Genomic DNA, 26,582 nt, shown 5'->3' on the forward strand with positions numbered 1-26,582 from the left:
TTCTTATTTCAAGTTTTCCGGGTTCAATGCCGCCAGCTCGGGGATGACGAAAATCCCGTCTTTGCGGATCAGGACGTCGTCGAAATAGATTTCTCCGCCGCCGTAATCCGGACGCTGGATGAGCACCAGATCCCAGTGAATCGAGGAGCGGTTGCCGTTGTCGGCTTCCTCGTACGCTTGGCCTGGGGTAAAGTGCAGGCTGCCGGCGATCTTCTCATCGAACAAAATGTCCTTCATCGGATGCAGGATGTACGGGTTAAAGCCGATCGCAAACTCCCCGATGTAACGGGCCCCTTCGTCCGAATCCAGGATATCGTTGATCCGCTCCGTATCATTGCTTGTGGCTTCAACGATTTTGCCGTTTTCGAAACGGAATTTGATGTTCTCGAACGTAACCCCGTTATACAGGGTAGCCGCATTGTAGCTGATCGTGCCGTTGACGGAATCGCGAACCGGAGCGGTATACACTTCGCCGTCCGGAATGTTTTTCTGACCGGAGCATTTGATCGCCGGAATATCTTTGATCGAGAAGCTCAGGTCGGTGCCCGGCGCAACGATCCGGACTTTGTCCGTCTTGTTCATCAGATCGGCCAAGGCGTCCTGCGCCCGGTCCATTTTGGCATAATCCAGATTACATACGTCAAAATAGAAATCCTCGAAGGCTTCCGTGCTTGTGTTGGCCAATTGGGCCATGCTGGCATTTGGATAACGGAGCACGACCCATTTCGTGCGCTTCACCCGTTGTTCGCTATGTACGGGATGGGAATACAGCGAGTTATATAGCTTCATTTTGTCCTCAGGTACGTCGGACAGATCGTTCACATTGGAACCTGCACGAATACCGATGTAGCAGTCCATCATTTGCATCCGTTTCAAATCGTATTCGGCCCAGGTCTTCATCCCTTCTTCGGTGGCATACTTCAATTGCGCACGTTGGACGGTGCGATCGGTAATCTCAACGAAGGCATTGCCGCCTTTCTTCCCGACCTCTTCGACGACCGCTTTCAGCAAATCGCGTTCATCGCCGATCATCTCGACCAGGACGTTCTCTCCCGGCTGTACATTAACGGAATAACCCACCAGGTTTTCCGCTAGCTTCTGAATTCTAGGATCTCGCATCTGGCTCACTCTCCTCCAAAATTCGCAGCGGGACTTTCGTAGGCAACTCCTGCCACCCTAGTGTCCCGCTTGTTTAACCATTGGTTAATTCTTCTTTGCTATTGTAGCACGGGAGGGTTGGAAAGTCAGCCTAACCCGCGATGTTAAGCTACTTATAGCCTTCGAACCGATTATCGGTATGCAGCACCTCTCGTTGAGGTACGCCTTGGGTCGACAGGTAATCCAGCGTCGTCTCGGAGGTCAGCCGGGCGGGAAGTCCCGATTTGCGGTCGATCGTCAAATGGTAGACCACCTTCGCATTCATCTGCTCGAGCATAGCGTTCAATTGATCGTTGCCCGCCGCCCATATCTTGGATAACTCGCCGCGCAGTTGCTCCCGATGCTCGGCCGGAACACGCTCCAGCCGCGTGAACCCACCCTCGCGCGTCAGTTCCATTTCGGACAGTAGGCGATCCTTTAATCTCATGGTGGCTTCAGCCGGATCCATCTCAATTCGGAGCACCTTCGTCCCCCGCGCTGCACCGCTCTCGGACGTGATCGTTTTCTTTGCCGCCATGCGAATTTCCTCTAGTTGATCCAGCGGATTCAGCCGGACAACGCCTTGAAGCAACGCATCCGGGTCATCCGACTGCACCAACCAATTCCCGTTCTCGAAACGCAGCTTGGCTTCCCATCCCTTGGGCTCCGATAATCCCGCCGTCTGCAAGCGGCCGCTCAGATTTCCCGCGTGATTTTGCGCCGGTTCGGCTCGAATGCTTAATTCCCGGTGCTCCTGAAGGCGTCCCGTATAGCTGAGACTCTCTTCCAAGCCACGTTCATTCCCGCGCTGCAGGGCGGCCAAGCCACGGAACGTCAAAGTATCACAACCCGCGAGGCCCGACCAAGTGAACTCGAACCACTGCTCCGGCGTTTTCGCCTCGTTCATCCCGCAGGACACTAACATTAGCGTGACCAGCAGCCCGTTAATCATGACAGCCACCCGGTATTTCAGCCCTCTCTGTGCGATTCCCCTCATGCGTAAGCCCCCGCCTTCAAAAATGCACCGGCTCATCCTCCGATGATCCTCCTGCATGTTTCTAGCAGTATCCTGCCACAGGGGCGGCCGCTCTATTCGCCAAAACGGTCGGGTATAAATAGAACGCCCCCGCCGTCCAAAAATTCGGCCAGGAGCGTTCCGTGCAGCTTAAACCGACACGACTTACGGATCAGGGACATCCTCGTCTCTTAATCCGATTTGCGTTTGGTTCCTTCCGTTGTTCTTAGCTTTATATAAGGCCATATCCGCCTGATAGAACAGCGACTCAACACTTAGCTTATCGTCGCCGCGTACCCACTCGGCGATACCGCAGGACACCGTAACCGCCGGATCGGTATCCATCGCCACACGCAGCCGGATCGTTTCCGCGATTTGGTAGCTGTTCTCGGCACTCGCGCCAGGCAAGTATACGGCCAGCTCCTCGCCTCCCCAACGGGCGGCGATGTCGGTTTTGCGAATCGAGCTCTTGACGATCGCACAGACCTGCTTCAGGATTTTATCCCCGGTTTGGTGGCCGTACGTATCATTCACCTGCTTGAACTGGTCAATATCGACGATAATCAGGGAACCGTTCGTGTCTTTCTTCTGGAACTCCTGGATGGCATCGTCAACATAGTGGCGAGCATATAGCCCGGTCAACATGTCGCGGTTAGCCATACGGCGGACCTCCGCATGCAGCGATGCGTTGGCAATGGCAAGGCCGATATGGGAAGAGAGAACCTGAAGCAGCTTATAATTGTCATACGAGAAAAAGCGTGCCTTACGGTGAGCCAGCATGATCACCCCGTTCACTTCCCCCCGGACAATCAAGGGTGCGGTGATCAGCGAGCGGGAATCCGTCACCTCCATAAATTTGGAGGATACTTTACCATATGCCTGGAAGTCCGACAGAATGATGGGCTCCTGCGTGTTATATACCAGTCCGCTAAACCCGTAGTTCTTCGGAAAATGCTCCTTCGACAGCCCCGGCACATTGCTGGACATAATCTCGAACGTCTCCCGCTCTTTGTTCAATTGGGAGATGCAGCAATATTCTGCTTTGAATATCGACAGCAGCTCATCCGTAGCAAATTGAAACACTTCCTTGAGCCGCAAGCTCTGATTCAGCCGTTTGGTTAACTCATTAATCAGCCTCAGCTCGTCGATTAGCAAATTGGACTGCTCATACAGCTTGGCGTTCTCGAATGCCGTGCCGGCCGTATCGGCCAGCATGCCGATGAGCTGTAAATCGACATCATCGATCTCTTTACTCAGAATCTGTAAGTGGAAAACGCCGTACACCCCTTGTTTGCCGCTCAGAGGCACAGCGATTTCCAGTCGTCTTTCGCCGCCTTGTTCCGGAGCCTCGGCTTCCCTGACTTGCATCCGCCCCTCCATGAAAGCTCTGACGAACAACTCATCGCCCTGCCCGTGCAGCTGCAGCGATTTAACCCGGGGATCACGGCTTAATTGGTCCTGAGACATCAACAGCTCCAGCCGGGCAGCCGGATACATCCCGGAAACCCGTTCGAACACCTCGGTCAGCACCGAATCCACGTCGATTTTGTCATGGAGCTTCTGTACCATTTGAAAGAGCTTGGAGCGGCGTTGTTCTTCGCGCTTAGCCTGCTGCTGGACGCGCATCAGGTCGGCGACAAACAAGCCTTCGAAGCATTGATAAAAGCAGGTTCGAAACAGCTGCGCCGCCGTTTTGGCAAACAGGAGAGCTGTCGAAGCCCCGATATTCCGCAAAAAGCAACCGAAGGCCGCGAATAGCTCGCCATGGATACGGGTAAACACCGGCACGGCAACATAAGCTCCGTCCTCGGTTTCGGCTGCGCTCGCTTTATGCTCGCGAAGGCACTGTGCGATCGCCTCTTCCATAGGCTTAGGCCAGTTCAGGTTAGGCGACCTCCGCGATTCTAGCGAATCGGCAAGCAACGACTCGCCGCAGCTGCCAGCAAGGAAAAAATCCGCCTCACCCAGTTCCGGCATATCGCTTACCAGCTTGCCCCACTGCAGATATCCTTGCCGTAAGAGGGAATCAATATAGGGGAAATCGTGAACGGTAATATCAAGCTGCCGCAGCCAATCCGTATAATTGTCGCCATCATCAAGCCGCGGCAGGCCAGAAGCGTTATTCAGGTTCAGCATTGGCTGACCCAAGGATTGATCGGCCATACAAAAGCTCCTTTATATGCTGCGTTGGATTTTAGCCCTTCAACTTACGATAAATATCAAACGGACAAGCTGCCTTCTCTGAAGCTCAAGCTTGTCCATCTCCGTCGGATCCGATCTTGTCTGTTGTCTCTATTTTACTATCTTCCTTGGGGTTTTGCATTATAATTCCTAAGGTTTGAGACATTTTTTTAGGTCGAAAGCCCTATCGACAAAAAACCGCCTTTCCCAACAAAAACACTTATTGACTTTATCTCCTCAAATCATATAATATATATTGTTGATGAAGACTGGATAGAGTCTTGCTTAGGGCGTAACGCATGCGAGCACCCTCTCGGTTTTTGTTGCTGATGGGACAGCGGCTGAACTTTCCTGTCAGGGAGCGTATATTTCATCTATCCTTCGCTCATCCAAACAAAACCCGCGCAAGTAGAACCCTACACGAAATTTAACTAACAAAGGAGTCTACCTATACAATGGCACGTTACACTGGTCCTAAATTTAAACTCAGCCGCCGTCTTGGCATTTCCTTGAGCGGCACTGGCAAAGATTTGAAGCGTCCGTTCCCTCCGGGGCAACACGGTGCTAACCAACGCAGAAAAGTAAGTAACTACGGAGCACAGTTGCTCGAGAAACAAAAATTGCGCCACATGTACGGCTTGGGCGAGAAGCAATTCCGCACCCTGTTCGAAAAAGCGCAACACATGCCTGGTATCGCGGGCGAAACGTTCATGATCCTGCTTGAAAGCCGTTTGGACAACCTCGTTTACCGTCTGGGCTTCGCGAACTCCCGCGCCGGTGCGCGTCAGCTCGTATCCCATGGCCACGTAACCGTTAACGGCAAGAAAGTGGACATCGCTTCTTACCGCGTGAACATCGGCGACGTAATTGGTCTTCGCGAAAGAAGCCGCGGCCTTTCCTCGGTGAAAGAAGCTATCGAGAATCGCTCGCATCTTCCAGCTTACCTGGAATTCAACGACACCGCTTTGGAAGGCAAATACATCCGTTTGCCAGAACGTTCCGAGCTGTCGCAAGACATCGACGAGAAGCAAATCGTCGAATTCTACAACCGTTAAGATGCATCAAAGCCAAACCGGCCAAGTCGTTATCGACTTTGGCCGGTTTTTTTGTGTCTAGATACAAAGATCGGAACGAAGGATTCCTCCGTTCCGATCTTGGATGACTTCTTATTTTACTAACAGCTTGGCGAATTTACGCTTACCCACTTGGATGATCTCTCCGCCCGTCAGCTCGACCTCGGCGTTCGGATCGCTGACCTTCTCTTCATTCAGCTTCACCGCTCCCTGTTGGATGCTTCGTTTGGCTTCCCCGTTGGAGGCTGCAAAACCGATTAGCGTCAGCAGCTTGATCAGGCGGATTTTCCCGTTCTCCAGCTCAGCAGCAGGAATCTCCTTCTCTTCGATATCCTCCGGCAGCGCCCGTTGCTGGAACACGGTGACGAAATGCTCCTGCGCCGCATCGGCTGCTTCTTGGCCGTGGTACATCCGGACGAAGGTGTGAGCAAGTCTCATCTTCGCATCGCGTGGATGAACCGCTCCCGATTTGAGGCCTTCGGTAAGAGCCGTTAATTCTTCCAACGACAAGTCTGTTGCCAGTTCGTAGTATTTGGCCATCAGCTCGTCCGGTACGGACATCGCTTTGCCGTAAATTTCATTTGGCGCCTCATCGATGCCGATGTAGTTGCCTAGGCTCTTACTCATCTTCTGTACGCCGTCCAGGCCTTCGATAATGGGGGTCATGATCGCGACTTGCGTCTCTTTGCCGTATTCTTTTTGCAGCGTACGGCCCATGAGCAGGTTAAACTTCTGGTCCGTCCCCCCAAGCTCGATGTCGCTTTCCAACGCCACCGAATCCATCCCCTGCATCAACGGGTAGAAAAACTCATGGATGCTGATCGGCTGCCCGCTCGTATACCGCTTCGTAAAATCGTCGCGCTCAAGCATGCGAGCTACAGTAACCTTGGCCGAGAGCTTCACCACATCGGCAAACGTCATTGGGGCCAGCCATTCGGAGTTAAAATTGACCTGGGTTTGGGCTGGATCCAAAATTTTGAATATTTGCTGACGGTACGTTTCCGCGTTCCGCTGTACGTCTTCTTCAGTCAATTGCTTGCGGGTTTCCGATTTCCCGGTTGGGTCGCCGATCCGCCCTGTGAAGTCGCCGATAATCAGCTGTACCTGATGCCCCAGCTCTTGAAACTGGCGGAGTTTCTGCATCACGACCGTATGGCCGACGTGAATGTCCGGCGCAGAAGGGTCCAACCCCAGCTTCACTTTCAGCGGCTTGCCGGTTACGACCGACTTGATCACTTTCTGCTTCAGTTCGTCCTCCGGCACGATCTCCACCACACCGCGGGAAATCACCTGAAGCTGGCGTTCCACTTCGGCTTGTTGTGCCGCGCTTAATTCTTCCCACTTCATTGTTCTTACCTCCATCCAAATTGTTAACAACCACCTATAAAATGAACGCAAAAAAGCTCCTTCTCATCCCAAGGGACGAGAAGGAGCGCTCGCGTTACCACCCTAATTAAAACCGATACCCGATCGTTCAGCGAAGCTGCCTAACGGACCATTCACGGTTTTCACTTCATTAACATAACGGGGATCCCCGGTACCGGACTACTGGCGTATGGGTATCTCCCTGCGCGTTCCCCCGGACGGCTCCAGACGGTATTTCAAAAGGGATCCGCCCATTCGGTTCGCAGCAACCACCGATTCTCTGAGCGACGGGATTCCGCCTTCTACTAAGTCTTTCTAAGCCTTTTGTCGATATGCGATTTAAAATTATTTATAACATAGATGCATTCGCAAAGTCAAACCTACGAAAGCTAGGACATAAGCAGGAATAAGGCTCCAAAACGCGCCAAATTACGCTGAAAAAACATCCAAATCCCCTTTTTTATGCTATAATGTTGCTGTTTATAAAGGAGGATCATGCATGGATCATGAGAACGACAAAAACTCCGGCAAGCTGCGGCGCAATACCCGGAGCGAAAAACCCGCGAAACCTGCTCGAAAACGCTCAAAGGGCCGGGTTGCCTGGGCGATTGTGGGTTGGCTCGTTCTGTTTGGATTAGCCGGTGCTTTATTTGCCGGGGGAGCCGTATTCGGATACGTATCCTCCGTCGTCAAGGACGATCCAGTACGGTCGCGTGCCGACATTGAAGCGAAAATCAACCATAATGAAATGACGGGCTTCGCCTATTTCCGTGACGGCCAGCCGATTGGCCAGCTCCGCTCGGAGGAGGACCGCCGCCCCGTCACTTACAAGGAAATCCCGCAAACCGTGCTCGATGCGGTGATCGCCATCGAGGACAACCATTTTGAGGAGCACATCGGCATCGACTTTAAGGGGACGTTGCGGGCGGTTAAGCAGCGGTTGCTCAAGGAGGATGTGCAAACCGGCGGCAGTACGCTAACGCAGCAGCTGGCCCGGCGTGTGTTCCTGAACCTGGATAAGACTGAAGACCGGAAGATCAAGGAGATGCTGCTGGCGCTTCGGCTGGAGCGTTTTTTATCCAAGGAAGAAATTATGACGGCTTATCTGAATAAGGTCCCTTTCGGCAACGGATCGAACGGGTATCAGGTCTACGGCATCAAAGCCGCAGCCAAAGGCCTGTTTAACGTCAGCAATCTGGCGGATCTGAATATCGCTCAAGCGGCGTATTTGGCTGGTTTGCCGCAGTTGCCTTCTACGTATTCTGCTTTTAACGGGAAAGGCGAATTTAACGAGGAGGCCTTCGAGCGGGCGATCAAACGTCAGCAGCTCGTGCTGCAGCGGATGCTCGAGGAGAGCAAAATCACGCAGGCACAATATAATGAAGCGATGGCCTTCGATATCAAAGGATCGCTGGCTAAACCAACGAAAAAAGCTTACGACACCTTCCCGTACCTGATGCTGGAGACGGAACGTCAAGGCGCGATCGTCATTGGCATGTTAAACAATCCGGAGATGACCAAAGAGGAAGTTGCCGCGAATACGCAAATCCTCGAGGAAGCCCGGCGGGAGCTGCTGACCGGGGGGTACCGGGTTTATACGACCATCGACAAGAAGGTTTATAACTCCATGCATAAGGTCTCGGACAATGCCGAGAATTTCTCGCCGATCAGCGAGAAGAAGGGCTTGGAGCAGGTCGCTTCGATGATGATCGACAACAAGACCGGGGCGATCCTTGGGATGATCGAAGGACGCGACTTCTACACCGAGCAAATGAACTATGCTACACAAATGAAACGGCAGCCGGGTTCAACGATGAAGCCGATTGCCGCTTATTTGCCGGCCCTTGACGCCGGGCTTGTTCAACCGGCCAGCATTATCGATGATTCGCCGATTATCCTGAAGGACTATCAGAAGGGCTTCCACATCCCGGTGAACTCCAGCGGCGGTTATAAAGGCCTGGTGACGGCGCGGACTGCGCTGAACGAATCACGGAACATCCCGGCGCTGCGGGTGTTCAACAACATCGTAGGCATCGACAAAGCCTGGGACTTCGCCAAGAAGCTGGGGATCACAACGCTGGAAGAGGAAGATTACCACGCTCAAACCGGTGTGCTTGGCGGCTTGAAATACGGCGTAACGGTCGAGGAACTGACCAACGCGTACAGCGCAATCGCCAATGGCGGGAAGTTTACCGATGCTTATATGATCGAGAAGATCACCGACGCCAAAGGCAATATCGTTTACAAGCATGAGGTCGAGCCACAGCAGGTCTTCTCCGAGCAAACGGCTTACCTGATGACCGATATGCTGCGCACCGTCATCACCAACGGGACGGGGACCTCGATCCGAAGCGATTTCAAGAACTACGGCAAAATCCCGGTTGTCGGCAAAACCGGTACAACGCAAAACTACGCCGACGTTTGGTTTATGGGCTACTCGCCGGACGTTACGCTGGGCGTATGGATCGGGTATCGCGAGCCGGTGAACACGTTGTCGGATGCCGGCAAATCGCGGGCGCGCAAAATTTGGGCGCTCGTCATGAATGAAGTGACCGAAAACGAACCGGACTTGTTTCAAACCAAGGAGTTTACCAAGCCGGATGGCATCGTGAAGAAGACGGTGTCCGGTTACAGCGGCAAGCTGCCCACCCAATTAACGCAGCAGGCTGGCAAGCTGGTTACGGATATTTTTAACGCCAAGTATGTGCCGACGGAGTCGGACGATGTGCTGATCCGTGCCAAATACGTGACGTATGAAGGAATCAACTATGTCCCGCTGGAAACGACGCCTTCCGATATGCTTCGCGAGAAGGTTGTGGTGAAACGCGAAACGCCGATCGAATTGCTCAAGGAGCAGCTGGAGCAGGCGTTCGCCGGAATGTCTGGCAGCCATAAGCCGCTGAGCTTCTATATGCCGAAGGATGCCGGTGAAGATGCACCGTACAAACCGGATCCGCGGGTTGACGACGGCCAAGCGCCGGCAGCGCCGGCCAATGTCGCCTTGTCTGGCGGCAGCGGAGCGGCTACGATCACGTTTAGCGAAAATACGGAGAAAGACGTTGTCGGTTACCGCTTGTATCGTGCGGATGACGGTGTAACCTTCCAGTATACCGGGAAAGCGGCGCTGGTTGGCGATCCGGCCTCGATCTCCGACGGTGGTTCGGCCGGCTTCACCACCGCGTACTACGTCACGGCCGTCGACGTAGCCGGGAAGGAATCGGCGCCTAGCGATATCGTCAGCGCCTTTGGCGGCGGAGTATTCCCGGACGGCGGCTCGACGCCGGACACGAACGGCGGAATGCCGGACGGCAGCGATGGCGGGATTATTGGCGGCAACGGCAACGACGGCCCGCTTCCCGCTTCGCCCGCGAGCGTGAGTGTCAAGAAAGACGAACGCGGGTTCACGGTCAGCTGGGAGGCGAACGGCGCACTAGACCTCGTGACGAGCTACAACGTCTACGTGTCCGATGCCCAAGGCGGCTCCTACACGAAGGTGGGCTCCACCTCGGACTCGCATTTCTCGTTCAAAACCGATTCCAGCTCCGTCTGGATCCAGGTCACCGCCGTGAACGTGCTGGGCGAATCCCCGCCGTCAGCAGCGGTGCAGTATAGTAAGTAAGGACAAAGCAGCAGGCTCACGCCTGCTGCTTTTTTTGGATATATGCGATTCCTCACTCCATTACTTCGAAATCCTCTTGCCTTGCTACAATCTGCGCATTGGTGATCCCAGTTTTCGGATCCGAGAATTCGATCTCGTATTCACCCCCGGGATAGAATTCAATAATATAGCCTACGTCGAATTTTTGGGCTCCCTGGTTTGAATACGTGTCGGTTAAGAGCCTCACTTTGTTGTATAATTCCATTGGCGTGCCTCCTATTTCATTTCATAGGCTACTAAGTCCACATCAAATCGATCCGCATCAACGAATTTGGTTAAGAGCAAGCCTTCTAGACTCAGGTTGAACCAAGTCATCGCACCGCGAAAACGACGTTTCCATAAAGGCTGTCCGTGTTGATTAAGGCACCAGATATACGATTCCGGCTTTCTTTTTTTGACTACAGTAAACAGATATACCTGGTTTCTGTGATCCAAAATCGGACTAAACTGTGTAATATGCCCTAGGTCTGTCTCCCAAAGTAACTGCCCCGAAGTATCCACAGCACATACCCTAAAATAAGTTGTTCCCAAAACCAGGTAACCCTCATTACTCAATGCGGGCGAACTAATGAATCCGCGATCCCCGGGCGTATACTTCCAGTTCATATTTCCGTCTGTGTCTATGGAGTATAGGGAATGTAGACTTTGTTCATCGGCAAAAGCAAAATACAGATGATCTTCCTTATCAACAATAGGTGCAAACTCAAGGTAGCATTTGCCATACTCTTTTTTCCAACGGAGATCCCCGTCCTTTGTTAAAGAAATCAATACTCCCGGCTCCTCTCGAGCAGAAAAATAGACATTCCCTTTGGAATCAAAGACGGGATACGAGCTGATATTACGACAGGAAAAACTCCATAAATGGTATCCTGCTGAATTAATTTTGACTAGATCATGCCAAGTAACAATATAGATGTTCCCATCTTGGTCTAGAATAGGTTCAAAATGCTTATTATGCTCCAGTCGAGTCGCCCAAAGCAGATTGCCTGCACCGTCAACTTTATATAGTGAATTCCGATCTCCGTGATTGACAACCAAATATAAGTATTGTTCATGATCAAGCGTTGGGCTCGATTGAGCCCCTTTCCCGATATTCACTCTCCAATTCGTTGTACCCTCTTTTGAGATCGAAAACACATCCCCATTGTTCGCACCAAAAAGGATATTTCCCTGGGCATCAATAACGGGTTCCGAGGTGGAGACTACGTCCTGCAAAGAGAACTTCCAATTCATCTTTCCGATCATATCGGGACCGTTTTTAGATATCTGCTTCGACCAGTGTATGTTTGTGTGAAACAAGGGAACACCTCCTAGATCTGAATCTGTTCACGAATCCTTCCGTAAAGAGTTTTTGTTCGTTTGTTTTCGCTATCCACCTTCAAACCGGCTTCTGCCCATAAGTACGCCTCAAGGGCAAGTGATTTTATATAATAGGCTTTAGCTTGAGTAAAATCCTCATTTTGTAAAAAGAAAACCCCTAGATAGAAATGAGTATCTTCATTCTCCGGATTTAGTTCATGGGCGCGATAAAGATAGTCCAGGGCTTTCTCCCTCTCCCCAAGCTTCAAATATACTCGGCCTAAATTAAAAACCGGGCGTTCCCAATCAGGCTTTATTCGATGAACTTCATTAAAAATGGTTATCGCCTTTTCATAAATTCCGAGTGCCAAATGACAACACCCGATATAATTCATACTGTCCCTGAAGGGTAAAGAGCATTTTCTTTTTCAAAATAGGATAATGCATCCGTGAATTTATTACTGGCATAGGCTTCTTCACCAAGTTGATAGTAATTTATCATTTCTGTCACATCCAGTTCATTATGGAATGCGAACAAAATTGCGTGGAGGAACGCGTACAGTTAATGTTTCAGAGTAGAACAAAAAATCAAAATTCCAATAAGCGCGGCTATCTAAAAATTTATCTCAACATACAATTATATCTCCATTTGTAACTTTTTTGGATTCAAACAGTTCAAATTTACTCCCGAGATAAACAAGATTTTTAGGTGCTTGATCCTGATATAAAAAGCTGAGACTACAAAAACTTCATAGTTTTCAAAATAGGAGATATCTTTCAAAACTATACTTCAATCCTGTCCCCATCTACATCGGAGTAAAAGTGTGCAGCAGTTGAATACTCTGTCAAAGGGAAGCTTCCCATACTTACATTTTAAAGCAACAAAAATTTGATACATTTCTTCCTACAGACAATGACCAAATACAAGAAATGGTGTGCATTCATTTAGATTACACCTCCAGTTATTTGATAATAACCAATAACTGGAGGTATACCCGAATGACAAGTTTAGCTTATAAAGATATTACATTCTAAAACATTAAATTTAGTCAATCATATGTTGTATTTGAGTCATACACTAGACAAAATACCTTGTAAAGTAAGAACTCCCTTATTAACTATTTCCTCGAAGAATTAACAAAATTCAGCCATTGCATAGACCCAAATCAATGTTAATTTGTTCGTAAAACTTTTTAACAGTGGTATGATTAGGGTCAATCCTTAGAGCTTCAATTGCCCATTTTAATGCAATATTAAACTGCTTCAATTTACAATTGCAGTATATAATATCAACCATACATTCGATATCCGTGGGGCATAATTTGATAGCTAAATACAATTCTTCCAGTGCATCAGAATATTTTTTTAGTTCAATGAATACAAGTCCTTTGTTTCTAACCGCATCAGCGTTAGGAGTAATTTGATAAGATCGCTCAAACTCTTGGATAGCTAGACTATATAAAGATTTTCTGAAATAGCATAAACCTAAATTTAAATGAGGTTCTGATTGCTGCTCCACTATCTGGATTGATTGAGAAAAATACTTTATCGCAGGTTCATAATTTTGAGAATTTAAATAGTATACCCCCATATAGAATAGTGAATCTGGATTTTGAACATTCATTTTAAGACCCTTATCAAGATACTTAAATGCACTTTTGAATTGTTGCATTCTTATATATACTCTACCTATATTGACAACAGGTTGTTCCCAATTAGGTTCAATAGCGATTACCTCATTAAAAGTCTGTAATGCCAAGAAATATTCCTCAAGACCCAAGTAACAACATCCAACATAATTCAAACAACTTGATGAAGCTTCTATGTCCATCTGTTTCTTAAAATTGTCCAGGGCTTCTCGATATTTCTTTTCTAAGTAGGCCTGTTCGCCATTTTTATAATATACTTTAGAGTCCATATATACCTATTTTCTCCTTTATTATTTCGAAACATTCCACATGAACCTATTATTAAAATCTTCAAAGCAGCTTGGACAAACCCAATAGTATAAATCCTCAGTTGCGTAGCCCTTGCTGCATTCCTCAGGGAACTTTTTCCGGCAGAATTCACAGTGGTCATGATCCCATGACTGATTCATAGGAAGGAATCTGTTTGGTTTCTTAACCGCCAATCATTTTTGTCCATTTTCATCACGACCCACTTGTGGTTTCTATTATTCTATTCGGAATCAGCCTATAACTTTTACCCGTCAGAAAAATAACCATCTGCAGCCTCTGAATGGCAGAGTAAAGATTCATCTATTTCGTTTTTTGATATATAGGAGAAAATGACACCAAAATTCCGGTGCCATAATAAAATTAATTTTCAAGCAAAAACCTTAGACTTATATTGAAATTCAGGACACCAATAAAACGAACTCATATTAGGGTTAGCCTTTTCATACTTATCTATCCGTTCATACCAAGGCTTAGTCATGTCTACATCGATAACATCTCTGAAACAAAACCATCCATGTCTCACATCCTCCCCACCGTTTGACATAAAGTCACTCTTAGAGCAATAGGCACATGTTTCAATGCTTCTGTTAAGTTTCAAATTCAGAGCCTTTAGAGCTATACCGAAATCATCGTAACCTGTCACACAAATTTCCTCTTCGTCAGAAACACAAAGGGTAAACTTAATTAGTGTCTCACCGGAATTTTCAATATAACTCGTTTCTACTATTTCATTAATTAATTTGATTTCTCCGTGATCTAGAAAAATGTCATGTTTAAAGGTTATTCTTGTCTTAGGGGGTAATTGGAGTAATAGTTTTTCTAATGCTGTGGTGTAATTATTGGATATCACAGTAATGTGTTCATTAAAATCTAATACTAATTTACAGTAATCTTTGTCGAAAAATATAGATAAGCGTGAATCTCTTTCTAATCCCCTAGACAAGATTTTCACAAATTTCAACATTTCCTTTTGCAATATTTATCACACCTCTTGTTTATTATTTTATTCTGATTGAAATGCTTATCTCGTCTCTTATACCGCAATCAACCGGTTAGGAACGTACTGGATAAGTTCACGCCGTCGGCTCCGATACAGTATAATAAGTAATGTAAAAGCAGCAGATATGAGCCTGCTGCTTTTACGACTTTCTACCAAACGGCCAAATAAACAAAATTGGTATTCATTAGATTACACCTCCAATTGTTTATTGGTAAGTAACAACTGAAGGTGTACCTAAAATGATTAGTTTAGCTTTTAATTTCGAAGGAAATCCCATCAACTTCAACTAATGAAGATTCTATAAATATTTCTCTATTCCAAATCTCAATCATGAAATTAGCTTTAGTATGACGGTACAGATCAGCCTCTAATCCATAGTTCGCTATTACTCCGACTTTTTCATCCAAATAGCTTACAGATGTTAATTCTAAATAATCATCTGTTTCTGGTTCGTAAAGATCCTGACCATTTAAATAATAAAACGATTTAACATTCTTGAACTTCAAAGAATGGTATGTGATCTCTCCCCTACAGACAGCTTTTAAATTAAAAAAAATGAATTGGTTAAATAAATCAATATCATGATCTTCTATCACACATGTCCATAATTTATTCAAGTAATTTTGTAATTCTAACATGGTTCTCACTTCCCTCTTGTTTTAATATATTGGTTAATCATATGTTGTATTTGAGCTTCATAATTGTCAGTTAATAGAATATGTGTATCCGCCATATCATTAGATAATTTACCTTGTAAGGTAAGAGCACTTTTATTACCGACTGTGCCTCTAAAATACGAATCGGCTCTTCCACCTGAACCTGCATCCATTACCCTAATCATAATTGGTTGATTTCTCGAAATTGGGTTAGCAATTTCAGTAACTTTCCAACCGTTCCCAGTTGCCTGCATCACTTTCCCAGAATACTTATTGGCCAATAGAGTTGCAACTGTCTTCGTGCCTAATATCGCTCCTGAAGTTGCCGTACTTACAGTTGTCCCCATTGTAGCAACATCAGTTGTTGCAGCTACAGTCGGAGCTATAACAGGTGCATAATATATTCCCGCAGCAACTGCAGGGACTGCTATTGCAGTTGATAGCCAATCCTCACGCACTCCACCTTTCCCAGTGGAAATAGATGTGGTTTTACCGGTTGAATAGTCGGTTCTGTTAATAATTTCAAATCCGTTTGCTTCTCTTAGTGCATTTGCTTTATCATGTGCAACTTGCATAGCAGCTTTATTGCCGGCAGCCTTAGCCTTATTAAAATCAGCTGTATATTGATCCATCAGCTTTTGATCATTTTTACTTAAATATTTATCCTGTTCAATTCTGTGTCCTGAAAGATCAAAGTATCTTAATGAATTATTAGCTACATACGTATACAAATTCAAGCTCAGCGGATTTGTAACACTGCCTTCATACGTATCCTTGCTAATAAACCGCTCTACCGCCGGATCATAGTACCTTGCCCGCAGGTAATACAGTCCGGTCTCATCATCCTGCATTTCACCGGCATATTAAAGGCGTTCCGGATTTGTTCTTCCTGTTGGAGAATATTTCCCCATTCGTCGTATTGGTAGCGGTTAACCGTGCTGCCTGCTTCATCGACGATTTGCACCACGTCACCGTGGCCGTTGTATACATAATAATACTTTTGGTTGGTTGCGGCATCCCTCTTAGCCAACAGGCGGCCCGGCCCCCAAACATAGTTCGCCAACGCCTGGTTATTCGCATTTGCTTCAGTAATCACCTTGTCGCTGTTATTGTAAGCGTAACGAACCTTCTCAGTTACGGGCGGCGGTGTTTGACCAGAAGTATCCGCAGGCGCTATTGTCGTGGTTGTCTTGGATAAGCGTAGCCCCTGCATTTCATATTCGAATTCGGTCGTGACATTTGCTTGGGTCACGATCTTCAGCTGATCCCACACATTAAAGGTGTAGTTTTGCTCCTTCGTGTCCTCGATGAGGCTGTCGCCTTGCAGTGTTTTGCGGTTGCCACGTGCGTCGTACACGTATACGATCGTTTGATCCGAAGGGCGTTTCACCTGGGTTAACCGATCCAGCTTGTCGTATTGGTAACTGGTTGTCCCTGTCGCATCCGTCACAGAGATGATATTCCCGTTTGCATCGTAGCCATACTGGTATTCGGATAGCAGCGCGGTGCCTTTTTTGTTCGTTACCTTTAAAATCTTCGAAGCAGCTTGGACAAACCCAATAGTATTTATCTTCCGTTGCGTAACCTTTATCACATTCTTCAGGTAATTTTTTCCAATAGAACTCACAATGGTCATGACCCCATGATTGATTCATAGAAAGGTAATTTTGAAATAACATTTTCTTACCCAATTAGTACTTTGTTTGATTTCTTAAGCGCCAATCATTTTTTTCAATCATTTTCATCACGATCCTCATTTGCTTTCTATTTCTTCCTTCTGGATACTGCTTATGATAACTGATGTTAATCCTGAATTGTCATCTGTTTCTGGTTCATAGAAATCCTAATCCAGGGTTTCTTGATAAATTAAATCCTCCACCGCAACCGATACAAAATAGTTGAAAAAAGCAGCAGACTCTAAGAAATTTTGCTGTTTTTTTGTTTGGAAACTCTATCTCATTACTAACTTTTAAGAATCCAAGTGCCAACTTACGTTATTTGAGATGCGATCCTTGCAAACAATGTTCATAATTCATTAACCTTTTTAATGGAAATATTCTTATCGTAAAAATGTATTAATATCACTGCCCCGGAAGCAAAGAGTATCTCATGTGATAAGGTCTTATTATCTATAACCAAAAACTCGTCATAACCCCAATCATCGAAGCCTCTTTTTATCTCATAAGGTGAGTCTCCTATTAAGAAATTCAGCGACAACTTCGTAACTTTTTTGTAAGCAATATTCCATTTATCATCGGCACTTTTAACTATGATATCAACAGAAACTGGATACGACACTCCATATGCATCCTGTGTTATCTTTATATCAGTAACTTGATAATCGTGAAAATCATTACAACTAAAAAATTTATACACCCTAGATGGTAACCTACCAACCAACTGTTTATAATGATTAGAATATTCTTCTGAATTAGCTTTCCACTCAGCTTTAGCCATAGTTCTTTCGTTCAAGTTCTCACTGTTTATCAAATTCCATAGCTCATTGGTAAAATACTTCATTGTTAGTCTCCTTCCCTCTAAAAAACGGAATGAGTTATCGTGTATATTATATACTTTTGGAGTATTTAACAGATAAATAGATACTTTGGAACTTGACGATTAAACAGAAATCGCGACATAGCGAAATATGTTTGATTTTTCGAACATAATCCACGTCGAACCGCCCGTTTGGTGGCAATATATTCGATTTATCATATATATTCTCGAGGTTTGGGCTACAACGGCACGATTATATATGAAATTTCATATATAATGGGCCAAATCCGCATGAGTTGAGCGAATGTATATGATTTTTCGAATATAATTCGCTGTGAACCGCCCGGTTGGAGGTAATATATTCGGTTTTTCATATACATTCCCGAGGTTTGGGCTTCAATGGCACGATTATATATGAAATTTCGTATATATTGAGCCAAATCCGCATGACTAAAGCGAATGTATATGATTTTTCGAATATATTTCGCCGCGAACCACCAATCGGGTAGGAGGCTACCCATTAATTGAGTAGCCGACCTCCCACACCACCGTACGTACCGTTCGGTATACGGCGGTTCCTAAGTTTTCGCAGTTACTTGTCGATAATAATCCGAGAAGAAGAGAAATCCTAAGCCCTTGAGGGTGTTATTTCCGAGGGACTTCGAGAGGACGGGGCTATTGGAGATTCTCCAGTAGCCCTTTCTCGTGTTTGCGTATTCCCATGCTTTTTGTCCTTGGATTCCGAGCGATTGCAGTTTCTCGAATTTCGTCCTCACTCGTTTCCACTGCTTCCAGAAGATCATGCGAATCCGCCTTCTCATCCATTCATCCGTGGATTGGAGCATACTTTTCATATCCGCTATTTTGTAGTAGTTGATCCACCCCATGATGTAGCGTCTAAGCTTTTCGGCTCGTTCTTCATTTCCCATCCCGTTGCTTCTGGACGTGAGCTCCTTTACTTTGGCTTTCATCTTGGCAGCGGATTTCGGATGAATGCGGACTCGTGTCTCTCCTTTCCTTTTGTAGAAGGAGAACCCAAGAAATTTAACCTTCCACGCCTCGTCCACCACTGTCTTTTCCCGGTTCACTTTGAGAAACAACTTCTTTTCAATGAAGGGAAGAATGTTCTCCAGTGTCCGTTCCGCGCTCCTTTTGCTTTTGCTGAAGATCAGGAGATCGTCCGCATAGCGCACGAAGCGGTGCCCGCGGCTTTCCAGTTCCTTGTCCAGTTCGTTCAGCATAATGTTGCTGAGAATTGGACTCAGATTGCCCCCTTGCGGTACGCCGATTTCCGTATCCTCGAAGCGGTGCTTCACGACAACGCCGGCTTTCAGGTACTTGTGGATGAGCGAGATGACCCGCCCGTCTTTAATGGTTCGGGATAAGACTTCCACCAATTTGCTTTGGTTAACGGTGTCAAAGAATTTCTCCAAGTCCATATCGACCACGTATTTGTACCCTTCTTCGATGTTTGATTGGCTTCTCTGAATAGCGTTATGTGCGCTTCTCTTGGGTCGGAATCCGAAACTGTTCTCCGAAAACTGTTTTTCGTAGATCGGGGTAAGCACTTGAGCGATCGCCTGTTGGATAACTCGGTCAACAACCGTAGGAATTCCCAGGTTTCTCTTCTTTCCGTTCTCTTTCGGGATTTCTACCCTTCGAACAGGATTCGGACGGTAGGTTCCGTCCAGAATGGATTCCTTGATGGTTTCTCCGTTCTCTCGGAGATATTGTAGAAGTTCATCTACTCCCATCCCGTCGATTCCGTGAGATCCTTTGTTAGTTTTGACCCGCTTGAACGCTTCGTTCATGTTGTCTCTGCTAACGATTTTCTCAAGCAACTCGTCCTTCGACTCGGTTGCGTCGGTGCTGTCGGTTTCAGGTATCCGCTCAGGACTGTGCGCTCCCGCATATTCTCCATGTTCCGCATGTACGTTTTGCGTCGAGCCTTCTCTTCGAAGTTGGCTGCACTTGACTCCTGTTTCGGTACCATTCATTAACCCACACCTCCTTAGGTTCAGCCCTTCCCTCAAGTTGTCGACTAACCGAGGTACTATGGCGTCTGCTGACTTCTCATGATAAATCTTGTTTCAACCATGATTTGAAATTCATCTCCTCACGTCCATGAGACCTCCCACGGTAAGACGCGTAACTTTCATCCCGTATACCCGCCGCATTTACATCCGCGTGTCCGTGCAGTTTATTGGATTTCGTCTTGTTTAGCAGACTCATCCCACTTTGGATGCCTGATGCGATTCGTGTTCCTCAGGCCGGGACTTTGCCTCCAGCTTCCTTCAGATTCCACCTCACGATGGACACCCTTGCTCTTGGCTAATGGTTGGCAACTGCCAGCCCCCATAGCGGACTTTCACCGCCTAGCTACGCGCCATGCGTGGCGCACTAATAAAAAGTCCCCTCAAGCATCCGCTTGAAGGGACTTTCCTATTATGGCTACGCTCAATCCTCGATCGTCGACAAGTCGCCGGCCGGGAGGTTGAGCTCCCAGGCTTTGAGTACGCGGCGCATAATTTTGCCGGAGCGGGTCTTGGGCAGTTTGTCTTTGAACTCGATTTCGCGTGGGGCGGCGTGGGCGGACAGCCCTTCCTTGACGAACTTGGCGATCTCCGCCTTCAGCTCATCAGATGGCGTAAAGCCTTCACGCAGCGAGATGAACGCTTTGATGATCTCCCCGCGCACCGGATCCGGCTTGCCGATCACCCCCGCTTCCGCGACGGCCGGATGCTCGACGAGCTTGCTCTCGACCTCAAACGGTCCAATCCGCTCGCCGGAGGAGTTGATCACGTCGTCGATCCGGCCCTGGAACCAGAAGTAGCCGTCTTCGTCCATGTAAGCCGTATCGCCGGAAATGTACCAGCCGGGGATACGGAAATATTCCTCGTATTTCGGCGCATTGTTCCAGATCAGCCGCATCACGGACGGCCACGGCGTTCGGATGGCCAAGTTGCCCATCCGGTACGGCGGCAGCTCTTTGCCATTCTCGTCGATAATGGCGGCCTCGATGCCCGGCACCGGCTTACCCATGGAGCCGGGTTTGATCGGCATCGACGGATAGTTGCAGATGAGCTGTCCACCCGTTTCCGTCATCCACCACGTGTCGTGAATCCGATGATTGTACACCTTCATCCCCCAGCGTACTACCTCAGGGTTCAGCGGTTCACCAACGGACATGACATGGCGGAGTGACGACAGATCATATTGCTTAATGACGTCCTGCCCCGCCCCCATGAGCATGCGGAATGCCGTTGGCGCGCTGTACCAGACGGTCACCTGGTTCTTCTGAATCGTCTCATACCAGTCGGCCGGACTAAAGCGCCCGCCGCGGACGACGTTAGTCACACCGTGCAGCCATGGGGCAAAAATGCCGTAGGACGTGCCGGTAACCCATCCCGGGTCCGCCGTACACCAATAGACGTCCCCTTCCTTCAGGTCCAGCACGACGTTGCCGGTATGATAATGCTGGATCATGGCGTTATGCACATGGTAAACGCCTTTTGGTTTGCCGGTCGAACCCGACGTATAATGCAAAATCAGGCCGTCCTCGCGGTTCACCCACTCGATCTCGGCTTGAGGGGATGCAGCTTCCATTTCCGCCTTATAATCGACGATCCCGTTCCCAGCCGCCACATCATCGCCTACAACAATGATGGTCCGCAGCGTCGGCAGCTCCTCGCGTTTTACCCGTGGCAGCAACGCCGGCGTCGTAACCAGCGCAACCGCCCCGCTGTCCTCCAAGCGATCCTTAACCGCCGTTTCCATAAACGCCTCGAACAGCGGCCCGACGACCGCACCGACCTTAACCGTCCCCAATACACTCACATAGAGCTCCGGCGTCCGCGGCATAAAGACGAAAACTCGGTCCCCCTTTGTGATGCCGTACTTGCGCAACACGTTAGCGAACTGGTTCGTCAGCCCCTGCATGTCTTCATACGTATACGACTCCTCCCGGGTAGGATCGCTAAAACGGAGCGCCACGCGCTCACCCTTGCCCGCATCGACGTGACGGTCGATCGCCTCGTAAGCCATGTTGACTTTACCCGTGACGTACCAAGAGAACTGCTTCTCGACATCCTCCCATCGGAAATTGCTATATGCCTCTTCGTAGCTGCCCATGTTGGACGACGGAACGCCCGGTGAAATCACTTCTCCTTGCAGTTGACTCATCGTTTCATCCTCCCTTAATCTTTGGAAATCCCCAAGCAATAGATCAAAGTTTTATGAAAACGGATACATAGCTGCGTAAGTTGAAAGCTTGATTCAGCATCATTCATGGGTGTGGGCATCCGTTTTGATCGAAAAGCAACGATAAACTCTAGCGACTGAGGCGATTTTTTCGAGAACAACGATCACACAAACGGCCAGAAAATGTGAATATTTTATGTCGGAGAACATTATAGCACACGTTTTCGCGCACAGGCTACACTTTTCAATTTTTCATTTTTCTGTTATAAGTGAGGGGAACGAGCAAAGGAGGCGGTTCCATGGAACACCAAAAAACGTATATCCGCCACACCCTGCCCCATCAGCATCGTGAAATTGTCGTGGAGGGGCCGGTCCCCCCTTCGCATCTCCAAACCTTAAAAATGCATCCCGATCTGGACGCGTTCCGCAAGCCGGTCGACCAGCACGCCGCTTTGGTGGAGATCGCCGGTCTTCCAGAGGGGCGCATTATCCTGGCCCGGGAGGAGTCAACCATCGTGGGTTATGTGACTTTTCACTATCCGGACGAAATGGAGCGGTGGTCCCAGGGCCAGATGCCCGATCTCATCGAGCTGGGAGCCATCGAAGTCGCCGACGACTACCGGTCGCTCGGATTGGGGTCGAAGATGATCCGTACGGCGTTTGAGGACGGCCAGATGGAGAAGTACATCGTCTTTACGACCGAATATTATTGGCATTGGGATTTGAAAAATAGCGGCCTCTCCGTCTGGGAATATCGCAGCATGATGGAGCGGTTGATGAAGACGGTCGATATGGTCTGGTATGCCACCGACGACCCGGAGATTTGCTCCCATCCGGCCAATTGCCTGATGGTCCGGATTGGCAAGGAGGTTCCTTTGTCCTCCGAGGAGCAGTTTGACCGGATTCGTTTTCAGCAGCGTTTTATGTACTGACAGTAAAAAGGAAGGCGTGATGCATCCATGCCTGGAAGCGCTTTATTTGTCCACCATGAGCAGGCCATGAACTACCGGTTTCACGACGGCCATCCGTTCCATCCGATCCGGCTGGAACTAACGATGGATTTGCTTCGGGAGCTCGGTGCACTAACGCCACAGCAAATGCACCTGTCGCGCCCTGCGACCGACGAGGAACTGTTATGGATCCATCAGCCAGCGTACGTTGAAGCCGTCAAACAATTAAGCCGCCCGCGTCCTGAGGCGGATTGGATTACCCGCGGTGAGCAGTTTGGGTTGCTGGACGAGGATACGCCGTATTTTCCCGGCATGCACGAATCGGCGGCATGGGTCACCGGAGGGACGATTACAGCTGTGGAGGCTGTGCTCTCCGGCTCCACGACCCACGCCCTGCATCTCGGCGGTGGCCTGCATCACGCGCTGTCGGCCAAAGCCGCCGGCTTCTGCGTCTACAACGATGCCGCGGTGGCCATCGATTATGCCCGCCGCAATTACGGCGCCCGCGTCCTGTACGTCGACACGGACGTACACCACGGAGACGGGGTCCAGTGGAGCTTTTATTCCGACCCCGATGTGTGCACGTATTCGATCCACGAGACGGGCAAATACCTGTTCCCGGGCACCGGCTTCCTGCCGGAACGCGGTGAACATCAAGGTTACGGCGCTTGCATGAACCTGCCGCTTCAGCCTTACACGGAAGACGCCTCGTGGATGGAATGCTTCGAGGAATCTATCCGGCGTCTGGCGGCCCATTTCCAGCCGGATTTGATTGTCAGCCTGCACGGCTGCGACGCGCATGCGCTGGACCCGCTGTCGCATATGCACTGCAGCATGTCGATCTACCGGGACATGCCGGCGATCCTGCACGAGCTGGCTCATACGTATTGCGAGGGTCGCTGGGTCGCCATGGGAGGCGGCGGCTACGACTTCTGGCGGGTCGTCCCCCGCGCCTGGAGCTTACTGTGGCTGGAGATGAGCGATCATCCGCTGATCGCCTCCCTGCGCGACACCCCGCTGCTCCCGCTGCCACAGCCCTGGATGGACCGCTGGCAGCCGCAAACCCCGTTCCAACTGCCTGCCGCTTGGCTGGATGATCTATCCCATTGGGAGGGCATCCCCCGGCGAGCAGAAATCACGACAAAAAACCGCGAGACTCTCGCGGTCGCTTTGCAGGATTATCCCTAAGACTCAGGTGAGGCTCAAATGGCCTCACCTGGGTTTATTTTTTGCCTCGTCGGCATGTTTAACCATATCGTTCAGAATAGCAAAGGACCGACGCGCGGCCAATTCAGTAAACTCAGCAAAATTCACATCAGCGGAGCCGTCCGCCTTGTCCGAGATGGAGCGGAGCACAATAAACGGTACCCCGTTTCGATAGCATACTTGGGCAAGGGCCGCCCCTTCCATTTCGACACAAGCGCCGTCCAGCTCCCGGTACAGAACGGAGGCCACGAATTCCGGATCCGCGATAAATTGATCCCCGGACAATACCCGCCCCACCCGGTATTGATGATCCGTACACTGGCGAGTGCAAGCGTCTTGGGCCAATCGAATCAACGCTGGATCTGCCGGAAAGTCAGAGACATCCTGGTACGGCGTAATCCCTCGCGCATAGCCCAGCGGACGCACGTCCATATCGTGCTGTAAGCAAGTTGACGAGATCACGATGTCGCCTACATTCAACTCGCGATGTACCGCTCCAGCCACTCCCGTAAACCAAATCGTATCGGCCCCAAAGCGGTCGATCAGGACTTGAGTGGTAGCCGCGGCGTTCACTTTGCCAACACCGGATTTACACACGACGACGTTCCGCCCATGCAGCACGCCCTTGACAAAACGTGCCCCTGCCGCTTCAACCGCCTCCTGATGCTCCACCTTTTCGAGCAGCAATGCAATTTCTTCATCCATGGCCCCCATCAGGCCAATCATTTTGTACATCTCCGTCTCTCCCTCCTGTTTCTCCCGTCGATCGGTGCGGGCACGAATTATTGTCCCCGAATGCTCAAAAAAGCTCCTTATGCAAGGAGCTTTTTCCGTTGTTAACCTTTTTCATATATATTCTCTTTGTGTTGCTTATCTCTCTAAACGTCTGCCTGAGGCAAGCCCCAGCCCTTAAACGTGGCTAACGGACAACCGCAAGATCGTCTCGTGCGGCAAAATCACCCGCGGGTTCTCAACCGTTTCCTTCTTCATCAGCTTCGTTAATAAACGCATCGCAACCGCACCAAGGTCGTACATCGGCTGAGCGACCGTCGTCAGTTGAGGACGCACCATCGAAGCCATGCGGATATTGTCAACGCTGATAATTGAGAAGTCGTCCGGCACCTTCAAGCCTTCATCCTGAATGCTGTGGATCGCGCCGATCGCCATTTCGTCCGTCGCTGCGAAGATCGCCGTCGGGCGCTTCTTCAGCCCCAGGAAATACTTCATCGCTTCCACACCGGATTCATAACGATAGTTGCCGATCCGCACCAGATCCTCTTGGTACTGGATGCCCGCTGTTTCCAGCGCGCGTTTGTACCCTTGGAATCTCGCATAGCCGTTCGCCGGATCCTGCAGTGTTCCGCTGATCATCGCAATCTCGCGATGTCCATGGCGGATCAGTGTGCTGACCGCGTCAAAAGCCGCCGCTTCATGATCGATATCCACAGAAGGATACAATCCGTTCTCGTCGCTGGTTGCGCAAAGTACGATCGGCACCGCGGACGTCTGGAACGCTTGAATATGTTCCTCCGTTACGGTTCCGCCCATGAACAGGAGCCCGTCCACTTGCTTCTCGAGCAACGTGTTGATGACGCGAATCTCCTTCTCTTTGCGTTTGTCAGCATTACACAAAATAATGTTATAGTGATACATGTTTGCAATATCTTCGATGCCCCGTGCGATTTCCGCAAAGATCGAATTCGAAATATCGGGGATGACCACACCCACTGTGGTGGTCTTCTTGCTGGCAAGACCCCTGGCTACGGCATTCGGCCGGTAGCCTAACCGTTCTATCGCTTCGTAAACCTTTTTCCGGGTCTGCGGCTTCACATTCGGATTGTTGTTGACAACCCGGGAAACCGTGGCCATCGAGACGCCTGCTTCACGTGCCACATCGTAAATGGTAACCGTCACATTCTTCTCTCCATTGCCAATAGATTTTCACTCGTTCATCCGGTAAAGTTCCAGAGCTTCAATTAAATTTATGATACGACAAAATACTACTTTATGCAATGATAACGCTTCACTCAGCGTAAAATCTCCTGTAACGCAGCCTTTGTGATCTTGGAATGGGACGTGTTCCAGACGGCTTGTCCTTCCTTGATCAGGATCGCTTGAGGGGATTCATGCTTAACGCCAAGCCGCTCGGCCGCCTCGTTGGATACGTCCCGGTTCTCAATGACGTAAATCAGCCCGTATGTAACGTCTTCGCGCGGAGTCCCGTTCAAATAAGCCTCCGCTTCCTTATGTGCCCCGGCACTGATCGGGCAGCGGGTACTGTGCTTAAATAGCAATAACGGCTGGCTTGAGGAGCGTTCCAATGCATCATTCAGCTCCTGGATCGATTGTATTCTCATCCATTTGGACATGACGTTTCATCCCCTTTTG

The 26,582-nt window shown here is 49.1% G+C and carries 22 protein-coding genes and 1 other annotated feature; of the genes, 4 read left to right on the forward strand and 18 right to left on the reverse strand.

Features of this window, described 5'->3' with window-relative positions; genetic code table 11:
- Window positions 1-3: 3 nt before the first annotated feature.
- The 3 genes from BN3277_RS14505 to BN3277_RS14515 form a co-directional block, all read right to left on the reverse strand.
- Window positions 4-1,119 carry an aminopeptidase gene (locus BN3277_RS14505; protein ID WP_059043786.1) on the reverse strand — a complete coding sequence of 372 codons (1,116 nt, stop codon included), beginning with the start codon at window positions 1,117-1,119 and terminating at the stop codon, window positions 4-6.
- A 148-nt stretch (window positions 1,120-1,267) separates the two neighbouring features.
- Complete coding sequence (locus BN3277_RS14510; protein WP_232436428.1) at window positions 1,268-2,170, reverse strand: hypothetical protein; 903 nt, start codon at window positions 2,168-2,170, stop codon at window positions 1,268-1,270.
- Between the two features lie 147 nt (window positions 2,171-2,317).
- The gene (locus BN3277_RS14515; RefSeq protein ID WP_059043787.1) at window positions 2,318-4,315 is read right to left on the reverse strand and encodes a sensor domain-containing diguanylate cyclase; all 1,998 of its coding nucleotides are present in this window, start codon (window positions 4,313-4,315) and stop codon (window positions 2,318-2,320) included.
- A gap of 473 nt (window positions 4,316-4,788) precedes the next feature.
- Here BN3277_RS14515 and rpsD point away from each other — a divergent pair, with 473 nt between their 5' ends.
- Complete coding sequence (rpsD, locus tag BN3277_RS14520) at window positions 4,789-5,388, forward strand: 30S ribosomal protein S4 (protein ID WP_059043789.1); 600 nt, start codon at window positions 4,789-4,791, stop codon at window positions 5,386-5,388.
- A 111-nt stretch (window positions 5,389-5,499) separates the two neighbouring features.
- Here the strand turns inward: rpsD and tyrS are convergent, their stop codons facing one another.
- Window positions 5,500-6,753 carry a tyrosine--tRNA ligase gene (gene tyrS, locus BN3277_RS14525; protein ID WP_059043792.1) on the reverse strand — a complete coding sequence of 418 codons (1,254 nt, stop codon included), beginning with the start codon at window positions 6,751-6,753 and terminating at the stop codon, window positions 5,500-5,502.
- Between the two features lie 68 nt (window positions 6,754-6,821).
- Window positions 6,822-7,098: a binding site (T-box leader), on the reverse strand.
- A 172-nt stretch (window positions 7,099-7,270) separates the two neighbouring features.
- Here tyrS and BN3277_RS14530 point away from each other — a divergent pair.
- Window positions 7,271-10,390: a transglycosylase domain-containing protein gene (locus tag BN3277_RS14530; protein WP_082691458.1), complete on the forward strand. Its 3,120-nt coding sequence runs from the start codon at window positions 7,271-7,273 to the stop codon at window positions 10,388-10,390.
- Window positions 10,391-10,442: 52 nt separating this feature from the next.
- Here the strand turns inward: BN3277_RS14530 and BN3277_RS14535 are convergent, their stop codons facing one another.
- The 11 genes from BN3277_RS14535 to acsA form a co-directional block, all read right to left on the reverse strand.
- Complete coding sequence (locus BN3277_RS14535) at window positions 10,443-10,634, reverse strand: DUF4926 domain-containing protein (protein WP_059043793.1); 192 nt, start codon at window positions 10,632-10,634, stop codon at window positions 10,443-10,445.
- An 11-nt stretch (window positions 10,635-10,645) separates the two neighbouring features.
- Window positions 10,646-11,728, reverse strand: a complete 1,083-nt coding sequence (locus tag BN3277_RS14540) for an outer membrane protein assembly factor BamB family protein (protein WP_059043795.1) — start codon at window positions 11,726-11,728, stop codon at window positions 10,646-10,648.
- Between the two features lie 11 nt (window positions 11,729-11,739).
- Window positions 11,740-12,099, reverse strand: a complete 360-nt coding sequence (locus BN3277_RS14545) for a tetratricopeptide repeat protein (protein WP_059043796.1) — start codon at window positions 12,097-12,099, stop codon at window positions 11,740-11,742.
- A 773-nt stretch (window positions 12,100-12,872) separates the two neighbouring features.
- Window positions 12,873-13,646 (reverse strand): tetratricopeptide repeat protein, encoded by a 774-nt coding sequence (locus BN3277_RS14550; protein WP_059043798.1) that lies wholly within the window; start codon window positions 13,644-13,646, stop codon window positions 12,873-12,875.
- A gap of 407 nt (window positions 13,647-14,053) precedes the next feature.
- Window positions 14,054-14,662 carry a hypothetical protein gene (locus BN3277_RS14555; protein WP_059043800.1) on the reverse strand — a complete coding sequence of 203 codons (609 nt, stop codon included), beginning with the start codon at window positions 14,660-14,662 and terminating at the stop codon, window positions 14,054-14,056.
- A gap of 272 nt (window positions 14,663-14,934) precedes the next feature.
- Window positions 14,935-15,324, reverse strand: coding sequence for a YxiG family protein (locus BN3277_RS14560; protein ID WP_059043801.1), 390 nt, complete (start codon window positions 15,322-15,324; stop codon window positions 14,935-14,937).
- 5 nt (window positions 15,325-15,329) lie between these two features.
- Window positions 15,330-16,193 carry an RHS repeat-associated core domain-containing protein gene (locus BN3277_RS14565; protein WP_059043802.1) on the reverse strand — a complete coding sequence of 288 codons (864 nt, stop codon included), beginning with the start codon at window positions 16,191-16,193 and terminating at the stop codon, window positions 15,330-15,332.
- The gene (locus tag BN3277_RS14570; protein ID WP_187380079.1) at window positions 16,133-16,969 is read right to left on the reverse strand and encodes an RHS repeat domain-containing protein; all 837 of its coding nucleotides are present in this window, start codon (window positions 16,967-16,969) and stop codon (window positions 16,133-16,135) included. Before BN3277_RS14570 ends, BN3277_RS14565 begins: the two co-directional genes overlap by 61 nt.
- A 398-nt stretch (window positions 16,970-17,367) precedes the next feature.
- Window positions 17,368-17,862, reverse strand: coding sequence for a hypothetical protein (locus BN3277_RS14575; protein WP_059043804.1), 495 nt, complete (start codon window positions 17,860-17,862; stop codon window positions 17,368-17,370).
- Window positions 17,863-18,416: 554 nt separating this feature from the next.
- Window positions 18,417-19,835 carry a group II intron reverse transcriptase/maturase gene (ltrA, locus tag BN3277_RS14585; protein WP_059041683.1) on the reverse strand — a complete coding sequence of 473 codons (1,419 nt, stop codon included), beginning with the start codon at window positions 19,833-19,835 and terminating at the stop codon, window positions 18,417-18,419.
- Window positions 19,836-20,295: 460 nt separating this feature from the next.
- Window positions 20,296-22,020 carry an acetate--CoA ligase gene (gene acsA, locus BN3277_RS14590; protein WP_059043806.1) on the reverse strand — a complete coding sequence of 575 codons (1,725 nt, stop codon included), beginning with the start codon at window positions 22,018-22,020 and terminating at the stop codon, window positions 20,296-20,298.
- Window positions 22,021-22,337: 317 nt separating this feature from the next.
- On the opposite strand from acsA, the gene BN3277_RS14595 reads away from it, so the two are divergent.
- Together BN3277_RS14595 and BN3277_RS14600 are read left to right on the forward strand one after the other, a co-directional pair.
- A complete protein-coding gene (locus tag BN3277_RS14595; RefSeq protein WP_059043807.1) occupies window positions 22,338-22,970 on the forward strand; it encodes a GNAT family N-acetyltransferase in 633 nt (210 codons plus the stop codon).
- A gap of 27 nt (window positions 22,971-22,997) precedes the next feature.
- Entirely contained in the window at window positions 22,998-24,176 is a 1,179-nt protein-coding gene (locus BN3277_RS14600) for an acetoin utilization protein AcuC (protein ID WP_059043808.1), read from the forward strand.
- Between the two features lie 24 nt (window positions 24,177-24,200).
- Here the strand turns inward: BN3277_RS14600 and BN3277_RS14605 are convergent, their stop codons facing one another.
- The 3 genes from BN3277_RS14605 to ytxJ all read right to left on the reverse strand — a co-directional run bounded on the left by BN3277_RS14605 (window position 24,201) and on the right by ytxJ (window position 26,563).
- Window positions 24,201-24,929, reverse strand: coding sequence for a 5'-methylthioadenosine/adenosylhomocysteine nucleosidase (locus BN3277_RS14605; protein ID WP_059043809.1), 729 nt, complete (start codon window positions 24,927-24,929; stop codon window positions 24,201-24,203).
- A 174-nt stretch (window positions 24,930-25,103) separates the two neighbouring features.
- Window positions 25,104-26,108, reverse strand: a complete 1,005-nt coding sequence (gene ccpA / locus BN3277_RS14610) for a catabolite control protein A (RefSeq protein WP_059043810.1) — start codon at window positions 26,106-26,108, stop codon at window positions 25,104-25,106.
- A gap of 113 nt (window positions 26,109-26,221) precedes the next feature.
- Window positions 26,222-26,563: a bacillithiol system redox-active protein YtxJ gene (ytxJ, locus tag BN3277_RS14615; protein ID WP_059043811.1), complete on the reverse strand. Its 342-nt coding sequence runs from the start codon at window positions 26,561-26,563 to the stop codon at window positions 26,222-26,224.
- Window positions 26,564-26,582 lie beyond the last annotated feature (19 nt).

The sequence above is a fragment of the Paenibacillus rubinfantis genome, from assembly GCF_001486505.1.
Taxonomy (GTDB): Bacteria; Bacillota; Bacilli; order Paenibacillales; family Paenibacillaceae; genus Fontibacillus; species Fontibacillus rubinfantis.